The following is a 14,781-nucleotide window of genomic DNA, read 5'->3' as shown; positions in this document are numbered from 1 at the left end:
TCGAGAGAGACCTTCACCCAAGGAGACACAAGAATGGCCAAGCTAATCGCGCTGTACAAGACGCCGTCCGACAAGCAGGCATTCGATGCGCATTACACATCGACGCATGCCCCGCTTGCCAAGAAAATGCCTGGTCTCAAGCGTTTCGAAGTGAGCACTGGACCGATTGCAGTGGCGCAAGGCGAATCGCCTTATTACTTCGTCGCAGTGCTCGAATTCGACTCGCTCGATGCGATCAAGTCCGCGCTGGACTCGCCCGAAGGCCAGGCGACCGCCGGCGATCTTTCAAACTTCGCGCAGGCGGGCGTCGAACTGATGATGTTCGATACAAAGGAAGCGTGAACGCGAATCAACGTGGGGAGTCCGGGTCCGAGAGGTCATCGGATTCGACTTCGGGATCGGGCGCGTTTAAATCCTCGCGACGATGATTGATGACGAGAAACACGCTCATCAGAACGAGGAAAGCCACGATCAACATGGCGGAGTTGAAGAACACGCGGTCGTAACCGAGTTCCCCCACGTCGATGAACCAGTACGGGTAGAACTCCGATTCACTTCCGCGCCATAGCGTCACGAACAAATAGCACAGCGGATAGACGAGCCAAAGCGCGCATCGTCGCCATGAGAGATGAAAGCGCGGCACGAAAAGAAGCCAATACACGGCGGAAAGCGCGGGTACGACGGTATGCAGCGACTCGTTGATGAACTCGCGATACCCCGATGGCGTCCATAAGAAACGCAGCAGCGCGTTATACGCGATGCCGACGAACACCATATAGACGACCACGGCCGTCACGACGGTCGGCTGGCGAAAGAATCGCGCGAGCGGCGCTTGGGCGCGCGTGGCGACACACGTAAAGCAGATTGCGGTAAGCAGCACCGTCAGATTCGTGAGGTAACTGCTCATGCGCGCGATGCCGTCTACGACGGTCATACCGCGATCCAGCGAACGCGCGATGGTCAGGTCCGTTTGCGCTGCGATGGCAAGCCACGCAATCATTGCGATGGCCGCGGCCAGCGCGAGCGAAGCAGTGCTCGGTGTGTGAAGCGGCAACTCGGGCTCGTGCCGGCGCGAGCTTCTTTGTGACGTGGACATGCGGTCATTTTATCGGCGCGTGCCGAAGCGTGCACGTGACGGTCAGCGTCCTGTATCTGCCTGGAGGCACGGCGCATGTCGTCGATATCTTCGAATCGCTCGCACGCCCATCATTTCCGGGTATCCCCGCGTTGCGGGTCAATGCTTTGTTACGTATTCTCACGCGAAATGCATAGTTCGCTATGTGAATCGGTGTTCGCATTGCGAACATTCATCGTCTCTTATCGCCTCTTTGGAAGGGAATGAAGTGAGCAGAAGCCCAAACGTGAACGTGCAGACGTTCATCAACGAGCACCCCTTTTCGCCGTTTCAGTGGCTCATCTTCGGCATGTGCTTCGTCATCGTGCTGCTCGATGGCTTCGATACGGCCGCCATCGGCTTCATCGCGCCGTCGCTCGTCACGGAATGGCACATCAGCCGGCCCGCGCTCGCGCCGGTGCTGAGCGCGGCGCTCTTCGGGCTCGCTGCGGGCGCGCTGCTTTCGGGGCCGCTGTCGGACCGTTTGGGCCGTCGCGCGATGCTGCTGTCGTCGGTTATCGTCTTCGGCGTCGCGTGCTTTGCATCGGCGTATTCGGCGAGCCTCTCGCACCTGACGACGCTGCGCTTCATCACCGGCCTCGGGCTCGGCGCCGCGATGCCCAACGCCGTCACGATGATGAGTGAGTTTTGTCCCGATAGCCGTCGCGCCACGCTCATCAACCTCATGTTCTGCGGCTTCCCGTTGGGGGCTGCATTCGGCGGTTTTCTCGCGGCGTGGATGATTCCGCACTTCGGCTGGCGAAGCGTGCTGTTCCTCGGCGGCGTGGCGCCGCTCGTGCTGGCCGTGCTGCTGCTCATCACGTTGCCGGAATCCGTGCGCTACATGGTGGCGAAATCGAAGCCGGTCGAGAAGATTCGCGCGACGCTTGCCCGCATCTCCGACGATGCCCGCAACGCCGGTTCGTTCTTCATGACGGAAGCCGCGCCCACCGTGCAGGGGCAAAGCGGCATGAGTGTCGTGTTGTCGCGTTCTTACGTGATCGGCTCGATCATGCTGTGGCTCGCCTATTTCATGGGCCTCGTGATCTTCTATGCATCCATCAACTGGATGCCGATTCTCCTCAAGGAATCCGGTCTGAGTCCGCAACGCGCCACGCTCATTTCCGCGCTGTTTCCGCTTGGTGGCGTAGGGGCAGTGCTGCTCGGTGTGCTGATGGACAAGTTCAACGCCAACCGGGTCATTGCTGCGTGTTATGCGTTGACGGCCGTGAGCGTCTACTGCATCGGACAGGCAGTCGGCAACGTAGGCTTGCTCGTGCTCGTGGTGTTCCTCGCGGGCGTGCTGATGAACACGGCGCAATCGTCGATGCCTGCGCTCGCCGCCGCGTTCTATCCGACGCAAGGGCGCGGCACCGGTGTCGCGTGGATGCTCGGCATCGGGCGCTTCGGAGGCATTGCAGGATCGTTTCTGGTTGCGGAACTCACGCGTCTGCATTTCAGCTTCGGCGGTATCTTCGCGGTGATCGCGGTGGCGGGGCTCGTGTCCGCGGTTGCGCTGTTGATCAAGCAAGCCGCGCATCCGCAGCGCGCGGTCAGTGGCGACCTCAAGACGACGGGCCCTGTAGGCCACTGAGTTGTTCATGCGCTTCGCGGTGCTCGGAGACGAGCGCCGCGCTGTCATCAGGATGACACGCTCTTTGCCGATGGACGCATGCTTACATCGCGTCCTTCCGGTTTGCGAATCGTCAGACCGTGGCACGCCTCATGCTCCATGACGTCTTGCGACCGGCCGTCGCTCACGATACGCGACGGCCAGCATGCAGAACAAGCTGCAAGAATCGCATTCGCAAACCGCCAACAGGAGTCATCCGACATGAAACGTATCGCTCTCTCCTGCGCCGCCGGCGCATTCGCTCTCGTTTGCGCGTCCGCGTTCGCGCAGGACAATCCGCCGAGCTCCGCCACGGGCCTGCAAGCGGGCGACAACGCGCAGACGACCACGCAAGGCACGGGAACGTCGCACAAGCACTCGCATAAGAAGAAATCGCACGGCAGCCATTCGTCGTCGAACAGCGGCTCGACCACGGGCCAAAGCGATAGCGCAACGCCGGGCGGTCCGGGCGCACCGGTCAGCGCAAGCGGCTCGGGCCAGTAAGCCTTACTTTCGCTCGATGTAAAAACGGGACGCCGGTGGCGTCCCGTTTCTTTTGGCGTGAGCGACTTAACGCTGTAAGACTCGCGGTCGCCTATTTCGCAAAGAGCGACGCCATGTTCGCGAAGGCCTTTACTTCCACCGCATTGCCCGACGGGTCGAGGAAGAACATCGTCGCCTGTTCGCCGACCTCGCCCTTGAAGCGAATATGCGGTTCGATAACGAACCGCGTGCCCGCTGCCTTCAGCTTCTCGGCGAGCGCCTCCCACTGAGGGATGGACAACACGACACCGAAATGACGAACCGGCACGGCGTCGCCATCGACGGCGCTCGTCGACCGGTGACCCACTTCGTCCGGTGCGAGATGCGCGACGATCTGATGCCCGTAGAAATTGAAGTCCACCCAGTCGTCGGCGCTGCGTCCTTCCGGGCAGCCGAGCAGTTCGCCGTAGAACTCCCGCGCATCGGCAAGACTGTGAACGGGAAACGCGAGATGGAAGGGCGGCATGGCGTCGTGCGGCGTGTTCATGAGCGTCAGTCCTTGCTTAATTGATTGAAACGAGCCGCTAGTGTATTGATGAATAAATTCCATGAAAAACGATATATTGCGGGCCTGAGCAACAGCAAAATCGATCGATCAGATGCTGCGAGAATTGAGAACCTTCATGGCAGTCGCGCGCCACGGCACCTTCGCAGGCGCGGGGGCGCATATCGGCTTGACGCAATCCGCGGTGAGCGCGCAAATGCAACGTCTCGAAGCGCATCTCGGCTTCACGCTCTTCGACCGCACGGGCCGCTCCGCGACGTTGAACGTAGCAGGCCGCCGCACGCTCGAACTCGCCGATGAACTCATTGCCCTCTACGCGCGTCTTTCAGAACCGGATGACCAAGAAGGGCGCGGCGGCACGCTCTCTGTAGGCGCTATCGCATCGGCCCATGCGGTGTTGTTGCCAGACGCCGTCGCGTCCTTCCGGCGCAGCTTGCCTGCATGGCGCGTACGTCTCGTGCCCGGCGTATCGCTCAATCTGCTCGCACAGGTCGATGCCGCCGAAGCCGACATGGCCGTCATCATTCGCCCGCCGTTTTCATTGCCGTCGGAACTGCGCTGGCGCACGCTTATCGCGGAGCCTTTCGTGTTGCTCTCACCCGCTGCGAAGAGGCGCGTTCCGTGGCGCGAATTGATCCAAACCGAGCCATTCATTCGTTACGACCGTCGTTCATTCGGCGGTCGGCAAGTGGAAGTCTTTTTGCGCAAGAAGCGGCTGTCCGTGCGCGATACGATCGAAGCCGACGAGTTGCAAGGTATCGCCCAGCTCGTCGCACGCGGCATGGGTGTCGCTTTGCTGCCGAAATCGGCGGGGATCGGTGCGTGGCCGCGAGGGGCAGTGGCACACGATCTCGGCGACGATACGTTTTATCGCGAGATCGGTCTCGTCGAACGTGTACGTCGGGCTGATCATGACGCGGCGGCGCAGCTCGCCGAGTGCATCGTCGAGGCGGCAGCGGGCGAGACCGGCATCGCGCAAGCGAAGGCGCTGACGCGCACGCCGCGAAAGAAGAGGTGACGCTCGCTTGCCGCTGCTCGCCACGCGTGCTTGGGAGACGTTGCTTGGCGGCAGAATCGGCCTGCTTTGCCCAAGGCCGGTGTTTCCCTTGCGAGCCACCTCTTAGCGCAGCCGCATTTTAGAACGGTCGTTCCGAAACGTTCGTAGCATAGAACCGCATTGACACTTTCCTCTGCCGTTTGTAGCGTGTAAGCGTTTTGCATCGTCGCAAGCCGCTATCGGTCGGAACACACAGTCGACACACTCAGCGCGCATGGCCTGTCTGCCACGTTGTTTCCTGGAGGCTTTCATGGATCGTCGCCGCTTTATGTCACTGTCTATGTTCTACACCGTTGCGGCGGCGTCCGGCACGCTCGCCGCGTGTCATTCGGGCGATGATGGAGGCACCAGCAATTCGGGTGGTGGCTCGACGCCCCCGCCTACCGGCGTATATGCCTTCGCTCAGGGCGTCGCGAGCGGCGATCCGCGCGACACGTCCGTCGTGTTCTGGACGCGCTGCGTCGCCAATGCGAGCAACGCGGCGCAAACGGCAATTGCACTGACGCTGCAGGTTTCCACTCAGCCCGATTTCTCGCAGCTCGCGGCGAGCGTGCCGCTCAGCGCCATTCCCGACTACGACTTCACCGTGCGCGCCAAGGTCACGGGTCTGAGCGCGAAGACGACCTATTACTACCGCTTCATCGCCGGTGGCGATGTAAGCGCGACGGGCACCACGCGCACCGCGGCCGCGGCTACGGAGACGCTGTCCCAACTGCGCTTTGCGTGGTTCGTCTGTCAGAACTGGAGTGTGAACCACTGGCAGGCGCTCACGCTGCTGGCCGCGGAAACCGACCTCGACTTCGTCGTGCATCTCGGAGACTATATCTACGAAACAGTTGGAAGTCCGAACGAAAAGAATGCGGCCGAGCCCGCGCACCCACAGATTGCCTTGCCCGATGGAGTGTCGATTTCGGGCGGCGGCGTCTATGCCAATACGCTCGCTGATTACCGCACGCTTTATCGCACGTATCGGGGCGATACGCGCCTGCAGACCGTCCATGCGCGCTTTCCCGTGATCGCTATCTGGGACGACCACGAGTTCTCGGACGATTGCTGGCAAGACCACCAGACGTACACGAACGCGAACGTGCAGCAGACAGCGCGACGCCGCAACGCGAATCAGGCATGGGCCGAATACTTGCCGGTGGATTGGGGCGATGTGTCGTTCGACCTGAACAATGCAAGCTACGACAACATCCGTATCTACCGCGACTTCCACTTCGGCTCGCTGATCCACCTTGTCATGACGGACGAGCGGCTTTATCGCGACGACCATGTCGTCAGTGAAGCGGCCATTGCCCAATCCCTGGGACATGATCCCGTGAACGGCAATGATCTCGTCGGTTCGCGGTATGGGGTACCGCAACAGGTGCTCGCACAGTTCGAGGCGGCCGACACCCAGCGTCTGGGCCGCATCCCGTCCATGCTCGGTCCCGTGCAGACGCAATGGTGGAAGGACACGCTCAAGGCATCGACCGCGGTATGGAAGGTCTGGGGCAACGAGGTGATGATGAATCGCCTGTGGCTCGATCTGCGTTCGATCGCACCGGCGCCTGATAACGCCGTTATCGTGATGGACTGCGATGCGTGGGACGGGTATCCATCGCACAAGGCGGATCTCACGTCGTTCGTGAAGGCGCAAGGCATCACGAATCTCATCGCCATCACGGGCGATCTGCACGCGTTCCAGGCCGGCATCGTGCGCGATGTGCCCGACCCTGCGACAGGGACGCCCGTGTTAGTCGACTTGATGTCGGCGGGTATCAGCAGTCGGCCCTTCTTTCAGGATGCCACGAGCTTTGTCGCCGGCTTGCCGCTGTCTTCGCTCCTCAGTTCGTCCGCGGCGCTCGACGCGTTCATTCGCCAGAACAATCCGGACATGCTTTATGCGGACCATGACGCTATCGGCTACGCGTCCGCGACGGTCACGCCCACGCAGTTCGTCGCCATCTACAACAAGGTCAGAGGTTTGAATGCGGATGGCAGCGCGCCACAGAATCCGCTGCAAAAGCGCACGCGCCTGACGATTAATGCGGGTGCTGTATCGATTGCGGTGGAGGACAACGTCTGAGCGCGCGGAGCGCTTCACTCATCGCTACCGCCGTTCATATGCGCGCTTCTGGGGGGATTTCAAAGCCAAGGCACGCACGTAGACTGCGTGCACATATCGGAAGGCCGAATGCTTGCAGACAGTGCATCGGGGCCGAAGAAGTGGATATCTGAAACCCTCAGGAGTACGACCATGATGAGCACATTCAAAGGCATTCTTTTCGTCGCGGCCTTGCTTGCTGCGTCTTACGTAATCGCAAGCGGCTATGGTCCGGCGCCGCGCTATACGCCCGAGGCCGGCGCGCCCACGTCCCAGCAAGGCATGAACACGCAGACGATTGCAGCGGACGAATCGGCCGCACCGGGAACCGAAAGCGGGGACGCGAGCGTATCGCGCGACAAGCAGGATAGTCCGCTCATTCAGGCGCAGGACTGAGGCTCGGCGTGCAACGCATCGACGCTTGTAAGCGATCAAGCGTCGATGCGGATATGTTTCGATGCGTCGTTGGCGCCTACCGTCTCCACAGTCTGACGCGCCCGACCAATTTCGACGGCCGGCATGAACAGCATGGCAATCACCGCGCCGAGCGCGATTACGAACATCGACGTAAATGTCAGATGCAGTGCATGGTGCAGCGCAAAGCGAATGTCCGCGTTGCTCGTGAAGTTTCCGGGCACGGCCGATAACAGTCGCTTCAGTTGATCGGCGCTGACCGCCGGCACGCCGCTCGCGTGCGTGAGTCCATAGTTCTGCACCGCGCCGAACACGGCGGCGCCGAGCGTGTTGCCGAGATTGCGCGCAAAGAGATTCGATGCAGTGGCACTGCCGCGCTCGGAGAGCTTGACGATTTCCTGAATCAGGATAAGGCACGACACGCTCAATATGCCCATGCCGAAGCCCATCACGGCTGATCCGACGCCGGCCCATACGGGACTCGCCTGCGGCGTCAGAAGCACGAAAGGAACCGCGCCGAGCGGAATAAAGATGGTTCCGCCGATCAGCAGGCGGCGCAGCCCGATGCGGCTGAACGTGCGCGACGTGAACGTGGCGCCGCTCGGCCAGCCGATCATCATCATCGTGAGCGTGAAGCCTGCTTCGACCGGCGAGCGATGCATTACGCCCTGTACGTACATCGGCAGAAACGTGGTCAGGCCCATCATTGCCATCCCCGCGAGCAGCGTTGCCGCGTTGCCCGCCGCGATCGGGCGATGCGCCCACAAGCCGAACGAAATCATCGGATCGGCGGCGCGCTTTTCCTGCATGACGAAGAGCACGCCGGCCACGAGACATACCGCCACTTCTATCCCGGCGCGGGTGCCGCTCGCGCTGCCTGCATCGGTGAGCGCCATCATCAGGGAAGCGACGGCGGCCGTGAAAAGGAAGGCGCCGGCAAGGTCGATTGCCGGGCGTTCGTGGCGCTTCTCCTCGTGCAGGAAGAGTACGAAGAGCAACGCGGCAAGCACGCCGATCGGCAAGTTGATCCAGAAGATCCATGCCCAGGAAAGGTGGCGAATGAGCAAGCCGCCGACCATCGGCCCGAGCACGGCCGACACGGCCCATACGCTTGCGAGATAGCCTTGTACCTTGCCGCGTTCGCGCGCCGGATAGAGGTCGCCGACCACCGTCAGGGCAACGGGCAGGATCGCCCCTGCGCCGACGCCCTGGACCAGACGGAAGACGATCATGGCGGGCATCGACCAGGCGAAGCCCGCGAGTATCGACCCGATGAGAAAGATGGCGATGCCGGCCAGTATCGCGGGCTTGCGGCCATAAAGGTCCGCGAGCTTGCCGAACACCACGGTAAGCGCCGTCTGCGTCAGCAAGAACGACGAGAACACCCAGCTATAGAGATTGAGGCCGCCGAGCTGCGTGGCGATCTGCGGCATGGCGGTTGAAACGATGGTGGCTTCGATTGCCACCATGGCCATGGAAGCCATGACGGCGGCAATGACGAGGGGGCGGCGTGTCTGCGTGGAATGCGGCATGCGGTCGAGAGTCGATGAGAGGGGATGCCACTCGCAGCGTCGGTCGCCATGCAAAACAGGCGCAGCAAAGACATGCGCGAAGCAAAGACCCGTCATCGTATCCCGGCTCGCGAAAGGCTGCTTGCGGCGCCATTTGTCAACAGGCGAGGGCAACTCTCACCGCGCACGAGCTTCCGCTTGCATGCCCCTGCGCTCTCAGCAAGCGCGGCAAGTACGTTCGTCAGCACACGATGCCCCGCTGCGTATCCACTGCCGCGGCGCACCATCCCGTGCTATCGTTCATTCATACGCCTTTCATACGGAATGCAGCACGCCTCGCTTGCATTCCTCGTCGAAACGTCTTTCGTGAGCGCCGCCATGAACGATGTCCCTCGTACCCTCAGTGCTCGTGATCGCGTCGAATTGCTGTGCTGGCTCACATGCGGCAGTCTGGGCGCGTTCTACCTGAATGGAGACTGGCCAGCGGCGTCGTTTCACGTGCAGGCAGCACACAAGTGGCTGGACAGGCATGAACGGCTCGCGGACTGGCTGACGGTCGCGAAACTCGCCGCCATCGCGCGCGATCTCGCTGCGCGTCATTGCGCGCTGCTGGAAGCCGACTGGGCGCGCGATGCTGTTGAAGAGATCCTCGATAGCGAAGACCTGAATTATCAGTCGGATGTCGTGAGGCAGGTCTTCGACGATTGCCGGCGCGCACTCGCGGTCAAGCGCGCAGCGGAATAGGCATTAGGTTCACTGGCGAAAATTACTGTATGAATGTACAGTAAGCCATTTTCGTCTTGAGGGCCGATGCGCTATAGCGCCTGCCCGCTTCGCCGTCGATGGACGCTTCAGTTCCCTCTTCCTCCGCCGCGCAGCACTCGCCGCGCCGCATCGCGCATCTGGACATGGATGCGTTCTTCGCATCCGTCGAATTGCTGCGCTACCCGGAGTTGCGCGGTGAGCCGGTGGTGGTCGGCGGCGGGCGCGATGCCGCGCCTGAGACGCTTGCGGACGGCACGCGCCGATTCAAGCGGCTGCGCAATTACGCGGGCCGCGGTGTAGTCACGACATCCACTTACGAAGCACGTAAATTCGGCGTCTTCTCCGCAATGGGGATGATGAAGGCCGCCCAACTCGCGCCGGACGCTATTCTTCTGCCGACGGACTTCGAGTCGTATCGGCATTATTCGCGCCTTTTCAAGGCGGCGATCGCCACATTCACCACGCAGATCGAGAATCGCGGCATCGACGAAATCTATATCGATGTAAGCGACTTACCCGGCGAATCCGCCGATATCGGCCAACGCATGAAAGACGCAGTGCGCGATGCAACCGGCCTCACGTGTTCCATTTGCATCGCGCCGAACAAACTGCTGGCGAAAATCGGTTCGGAACTCGACAAGCCGGACGGTCTCACCATTCTCACGATGGACGATCTGCCCACGCGCATCTGGCCGCTTGCCGCACGCAAGGTGAACGGCATCGGACCCAAGGCGAACGACAAGCTCGCGGCACTTGGCATCGCGACGGTCGGCGACATCGCCGCCGCGGATCTGGGCCTTCTGCAAACGCATTTCGGTCCGACTTATGCCGCGTGGCTTGCCCGCATCGCGCAAGGCCACGACGAGCGGCCCGTCGTCGTGAGTTCCACGCCCAAGTCCATGAGCCGCGAGACTACCTTCGAGCGCGATCTTCATCCCAAGCAAGACCGGGCTACGCTGTCGGCGGAATTTACGGGCCTGTGCAACCGCGTCGCCGACGATCTTCAGCGCAAAGGCTACGTGGGGCGCACTGTCGGCATCAAGCTGCGTTTCGACGACTTTCGCACCGTCACACGCGATCTGACGATTCCCGTCGCCACCGCCGACGCATCCGAGATTCGCCGCGCGGCCACCGAATGTCTGAAGCGCATCGTCCTCGACAGAAGGCTCAGGCTGCTCGGGGTACGCGTCAGCGCCCTCGAATCAAGCGCTGAAGCCGAAGGTCACGCCACGCCGGTGCAAGTCGAACTGCCTTTCGACGCGGTCGAAGATTCCAGCGGCTTGCGGCCTTAGCATCGCGCCAGATAATCAAATCGCGCATCGTTCGTTGCCGCGCGTGCGTGCCGGGCGTAGATTATTCGTCTGTCCGACGCCGCCGATTACACCGTGACCCTTCTTTCGCCGACTCAAGACGCCGCCGAGGCCGTCGAGCAACACATCGTCATTCGTCCCTTTGACGGCCCGCTGGGTGCGGAAGTCATCGGACTCGACCTGTCGCAGCCGCTCTCCAAAGCGGACTTCGCACGGATTCATCGCGCTCACCTCGACCATCATGTGCTCGTGTTTCGCGAGCAGCGCATCACGCCCGCGCAGCAGGTCGCGTTCAGCAAGCAGTTCGGTCCCTTGCAGATTCACGTGCTGCACCAGTTCGGACTGGCCGGGTATCCCGAAGTGCTCATCGTGTCGAACATCATCGAGAACGGCAAGCCGATCGGACTTGGCGACGCCGGTCACTTTTGGCATTCGGACCTTTCATACAAAGAGAAGCCTAGCCTCGGCTCCATGCTTCACGCGCAGGAATTGCCCTCGACTGGCGGCGACACGCTCTTTGCCAACCAGCATCTCGCGTGGGATACGCTGCCCGAGCATCTGAAGAGCGCGATCGAGGGACGTGAAGCGGAGCACACGTACCTCGCGAAATATGCTGAATTGCAGAAGCGAAGCCCGTGGCGTCCCAATCTGACGCCCGAGCAGATTGCGCAAGTGAAGCCTGTCGTGCATCCCATCGTGCGAACGCATCCGGAAACGGGCCGCAAGGCACTCTTCGTTAGCGAGCATTTCACGACGCGCATCGTCGGTATGCCGGACGATGAAAGCCGCGCACTGCTCGACGAGATCTTTGCGCACAGTGTGCAGCCCGAGTTCGTTTATCGCCATGTATGGCGCGATCACGACATGGTGTTCTGGGACAACCGCTCGGTCATGCATCTGGCGGCCGGCACGCCGGACGATCAGCGCCGCAAGCTGTATCGCACGACCATAGAAGGCGACGCGCCTTTCTAAGTTCCAACACAAAGAGTCCTTCAAAAACGGGGTTTTTCGATGCATTCTCGAAAAGGGAAGGGCGCGCTGCGCGCGTTCGTCGGCGCTTTGGTGCTATCGCTGGGCAGCGCGTGCAATGCTTATGCGGAAGGCACGATTCGCATCGCGGAGCAGTATGGCGTCGTTTATCTGCTGCTGAACGTCGCGCGCGACCAAAAGTTCATCGAGCAGGAAGGCAAGAAGCAGGGCATCGATATCAAAGTGGACTGGGCCAAGCTCTCCGGTGGCGCAAGCATCAACGACGCATTGCTCTCCGGTTCAGTCGATATCGCGGCTGCAGGCGTCGGACCGCTGCTCACGATCTGGGACCGCACGCACGGCCGCCAGAACGTGAAGGGCGTCGCATCGCTCGGCAATCTGCCGTATTACCTCATATCGAATGATCCGCGCGTGAAGACCATCGCCGATTTCACCGACAAGGACCGCATTGCCGTGCCTGCTGTCGGCGTGTCAGTGCAATCGCGCATTTTGCAATATGCCGCCGCGAAGCAGTGGGGCGACAAGCAATACGACCGCCTCGACAAACTGACGCAAGCGGTGCCGCATCCGGATGCAGCGGCCGCGATCATTGCGGGCGGCACCGAAATCGACGCGCACTTCGCCAATCCGCCGTTCCAGCAGCAGGAATTGGCGGGCAACCCTAAAGCGCACATCGTTCTCAGTTCCTACGACGTGCTCGGCGGACCTAGTTCCGCGACGGTTCTGTATGCGACGGAGAAATTCCGCAACGACAATCCCAAGACGTACCGCGCTTTCGTCGATGGCCTTGCCGATGCCGCCCGCTTCATCACGCAGCATCCCGACGAGGCCGCGGATATCTATCTGCGTGTGAATCACGCGAAGATCGATCGCGCATTGCTCGTGAAGGTCATCAAAGATCCGGCGGTGCAATTCAAGGTCGCGCCGCAGAACACGTTCGCGCTTGCGCAATTCATGCATCGCGTGGGCGTCATCAAGAACGAACCGAAGTCGTGGCAAGACTACTTCTTTAGCGACCCCGCCACGCGCGACGGCAGCTAGGGCAGACACTGGGGCGCTTTATCCGCGATCCTGCATTGGATATGCGCATTCATTGGTTAGCCCGCGAAACGCGCGCCGGTATCTTGATGGTTTGCCTCTCAGCGTTGCAACCATGGCTGCCAATCCTCATGTGCTGTATCCGGTCGAAAGCGACAAGGCCGTCGCCTCGACCGGCAAGCTGTTAAGCGCACGCAACGTCACGCTCGAATATCGTACGGCGGAGCGTCTGGTGCGCGCGACGCACGACGTGAGTTTCGACGTCTACGGCGCTGACCGCTTTGTTCTGCTCGGGCCTTCCGGTTGCGGCAAGTCGACGTTGCTTAAGGCAGTCGGCGGTTTCATCGAGCCTGTTTCGGGCAGCATCGAGATCGACGGCGAGCGTGTAAGCGGGCCGGGCGCGGACCGCATTGTCGTGTTTCAGGAGTTCGATCAACTTCCGCCGTGGAAGACGGTTCTGCAGAACGTTGCGTTCCCATTGCGCGTTGCCCGCAAGTTGAGCCGCGCACAGGCGCGCGAACGGGCCCTGCACTATCTCGACAAAGTGGGCCTCGCGCATGTCGCGAATGCTTATCCGCACACGCTTTCGGGCGGCATGAAGCAGCGCGTTGCCATTGCGCGTGCGCTTGCCATGCAGCCGCGCGTGCTTCTCATGGACGAGCCGTTCGCGGCGCTCGATGCACTCACGCGCCGCCGTATGCAGGAAGAACTGCTTCGGCTCTGGAGCGATGAACGCTTCACGTTGCTGTTCGTGACGCATTCCATCGAAGAGGCGTTGATCGTCGGGAATCGCATCTTGCTTTTGACTCCGCATCCCGGCCGCGTGCGGGCGGAGTTGAACAGTCATCAATATTCGCAGGAAAGCGTGGGTCGCGGCGACTTTCAACAGAGCGTCGCGCGCATTCATCGCCTGTTGTTTGAAGAGGAGGTCGCGCGATGAGCACGCCGCAACTCATTCAGCCGCCGGTGCGGCCGGAATTCGAACGTATTCCGTCGCCATCCGAGCCGGTATCCGACGCCAGGCCGCATGAGACATCCGTCCCCCTTGCCAAGCGTCTGCTAGACCGCGCGTGGTTGCGCAAGACGCTGATTGCACTGGTGCTGATCGCGCTGTGGGAAGGCGCCGCGCGCATGGTCGATAACGACCTGCTTCTGCCCACTTTCAGCGCGACGTGCGTCGCCTTCGTTCAGGGCATCATTTCGGGCGAACTGATCGACAAGATCGCGATTTCCATGTCCGTGCTGTTGCGCGGCTATGTGCTGGGCGCGGCGCTTGCGTTCGTTTTGACGTCGCTTGCGGTGTCGACTCGCATCGGCCGTGACATCCTTTCGATGCTCACCGCCATGTTCAATCCGTTGCCTTCCATTGCGCTGCTGCCGCTCGCATTGCTGTGGTTCGGGCTTGGCACGGGCAGTCTTCTTTTCGTGCTCGTGCATTCGGTGTTATGGCCGCTGGCGCTGAATACTTATGCCGGGTTCCAGGCCGTGCCCGCGACGCTGCGCATGACCGGCCGCAATTATGGGCTCACGGGCTTGCGGCATGTCGTGCTCATTCTCGTGCCCGCCGCGCTGCCGTCTATTCTCGCCGGCTTGCGCGTGGGCTGGGCGTTCGCGTGGCGCACGCTGATCGCAGCGGAACTCGTGTTCGGCGCGAGTTCGGGCCGGGGCGGACTGGGCTGGTACATCTTCCAGAACCGCAACGAGCTCTATACGGACCGCGTCTTTGCGGGTCTGGCTGCGGTGATCGTGATCGGGCTTGCCGTCGAGCATCTCGTCTTCGATACCATCGAGCGCGTGACCGTGCGGCGTTGGGGCGTTCAGTCGTAACGCGTT

At 61.5% G+C, this 14,781-nt stretch carries 15 protein-coding genes; 12 read left to right on the top strand and 3 right to left on the bottom strand.

The features are described 5' to 3' along the window. The first annotated feature begins 33 nt into the window (after positions 1–33). Positions 34–342 carry an EthD family reductase gene (locus P9239_RS03335; RefSeq protein WP_309749071.1) on the top strand — a complete coding sequence of 103 codons (309 nt, stop codon included), beginning with the start codon at positions 34–36 and terminating at the stop codon, positions 340–342. A 7-nt stretch (positions 343–349) separates the two neighbouring features. Here the strand turns inward: P9239_RS03335 and P9239_RS03330 are convergent, their stop codons facing one another. Beyond that, on the bottom strand, positions 350–1,096 hold the full coding sequence (locus P9239_RS03330) for a Pr6Pr family membrane protein (RefSeq protein WP_309749070.1): 747 nt from the start codon (positions 1,094–1,096) through the stop codon (positions 350–352). A 247-nt stretch (positions 1,097–1,343) separates the two neighbouring features. On the opposite strand from P9239_RS03330, the gene P9239_RS03325 reads away from it, so the two are divergent. Both P9239_RS03325 and P9239_RS03320 read left to right on the top strand, forming a co-directional pair. Then, complete coding sequence (locus P9239_RS03325; RefSeq protein ID WP_309749069.1) at positions 1,344–2,708, top strand: MFS transporter; 1,365 nt, start codon at positions 1,344–1,346, stop codon at positions 2,706–2,708. A gap of 240 nt (positions 2,709–2,948) precedes the next feature. Then, positions 2,949–3,230 carry a hypothetical protein gene (locus P9239_RS03320; RefSeq protein ID WP_309749068.1) on the top strand — a complete coding sequence of 94 codons (282 nt, stop codon included), beginning with the start codon at positions 2,949–2,951 and terminating at the stop codon, positions 3,228–3,230. Positions 3,231–3,321: 91 nt separating this feature from the next. Here P9239_RS03320 and P9239_RS03315 read toward each other — a convergent pair whose 3' ends face one another. Then, positions 3,322–3,756: a VOC family protein gene (locus tag P9239_RS03315; protein ID WP_309749067.1), complete on the bottom strand. Its 435-nt coding sequence runs from the start codon at positions 3,754–3,756 to the stop codon at positions 3,322–3,324. 112 nt (positions 3,757–3,868) lie between these two features. Here P9239_RS03315 and P9239_RS03310 point away from each other — a divergent pair, with 112 nt between their 5' ends. From P9239_RS03310 to P9239_RS03300, 3 genes are all read left to right on the top strand, one after another. Further along, positions 3,869–4,792 (top strand): LysR family transcriptional regulator, encoded by a 924-nt coding sequence (locus P9239_RS03310; protein WP_309749066.1) that lies wholly within the window; start codon positions 3,869–3,871, stop codon positions 4,790–4,792. A 289-nt stretch (positions 4,793–5,081) separates the two neighbouring features. Beyond that, a complete protein-coding gene (locus P9239_RS03305) occupies positions 5,082–6,902 on the top strand; it encodes an alkaline phosphatase D family protein (RefSeq protein ID WP_309749065.1) in 1,821 nt (606 codons plus the stop codon). 171 nt (positions 6,903–7,073) lie between these two features. Continuing rightward, a complete protein-coding gene (locus tag P9239_RS03300; RefSeq protein ID WP_404980146.1) occupies positions 7,074–7,316 on the top strand; it encodes a hypothetical protein in 243 nt (80 codons plus the stop codon). 35 nt (positions 7,317–7,351) lie between these two features. Here P9239_RS03300 and P9239_RS03295 read toward each other — a convergent pair whose 3' ends face one another. Continuing rightward, positions 7,352–8,962 (bottom strand): MDR family MFS transporter, encoded by a 1,611-nt coding sequence (locus P9239_RS03295; RefSeq protein WP_309749064.1) that lies wholly within the window; start codon positions 8,960–8,962, stop codon positions 7,352–7,354. A 261-nt stretch (positions 8,963–9,223) separates the two neighbouring features. Here P9239_RS03295 and P9239_RS03290 point away from each other — a divergent pair, with 261 nt between their 5' ends. The 6 genes from P9239_RS03290 to P9239_RS03265 all read left to right on the top strand — a co-directional run bounded on the left by P9239_RS03290 (position 9,224) and on the right by P9239_RS03265 (position 14,775). Next, on the top strand, positions 9,224–9,589 hold the full coding sequence (locus tag P9239_RS03290; RefSeq protein ID WP_309749063.1) for a hypothetical protein: 366 nt from the start codon (positions 9,224–9,226) through the stop codon (positions 9,587–9,589). 98 nt (positions 9,590–9,687) lie between these two features. Then, positions 9,688–10,902 (top strand): DNA polymerase IV, encoded by a 1,215-nt coding sequence (gene dinB / locus P9239_RS03285; RefSeq protein ID WP_309749062.1) that lies wholly within the window; start codon positions 9,688–9,690, stop codon positions 10,900–10,902. Positions 10,903–10,995: 93 nt separating this feature from the next. Beyond that, positions 10,996–11,892 carry a TauD/TfdA family dioxygenase gene (locus P9239_RS03280; RefSeq protein ID WP_309749061.1) on the top strand — a complete coding sequence of 299 codons (897 nt, stop codon included), beginning with the start codon at positions 10,996–10,998 and terminating at the stop codon, positions 11,890–11,892. Between the two features lie 39 nt (positions 11,893–11,931). Continuing rightward, the gene (locus tag P9239_RS03275; protein WP_309749060.1) at positions 11,932–12,951 is read left to right on the top strand and encodes an ABC transporter substrate-binding protein; all 1,020 of its coding nucleotides are present in this window, start codon (positions 11,932–11,934) and stop codon (positions 12,949–12,951) included. Positions 12,952–13,063: 112 nt separating this feature from the next. Beyond that, positions 13,064–13,888 carry an ABC transporter ATP-binding protein gene (locus P9239_RS03270; protein ID WP_309749059.1) on the top strand — a complete coding sequence of 275 codons (825 nt, stop codon included), beginning with the start codon at positions 13,064–13,066 and terminating at the stop codon, positions 13,886–13,888. Then, positions 13,885–14,775: an ABC transporter permease gene (locus P9239_RS03265; protein WP_309749058.1), complete on the top strand. Its 891-nt coding sequence runs from the start codon at positions 13,885–13,887 to the stop codon at positions 14,773–14,775. Before P9239_RS03270 ends, P9239_RS03265 begins: the two co-directional genes overlap by 4 nt. The last annotated feature ends 6 nt before the right edge of the window (positions 14,776–14,781 follow it).

The sequence above is a fragment of the Caballeronia sp. LZ062 genome, from assembly GCF_031450785.1.
Lineage (GTDB): Bacteria > Pseudomonadota > Gammaproteobacteria > Burkholderiales > Burkholderiaceae > Caballeronia.
This window is presented reverse-complemented; position numbering and strand designations above follow the sequence as displayed.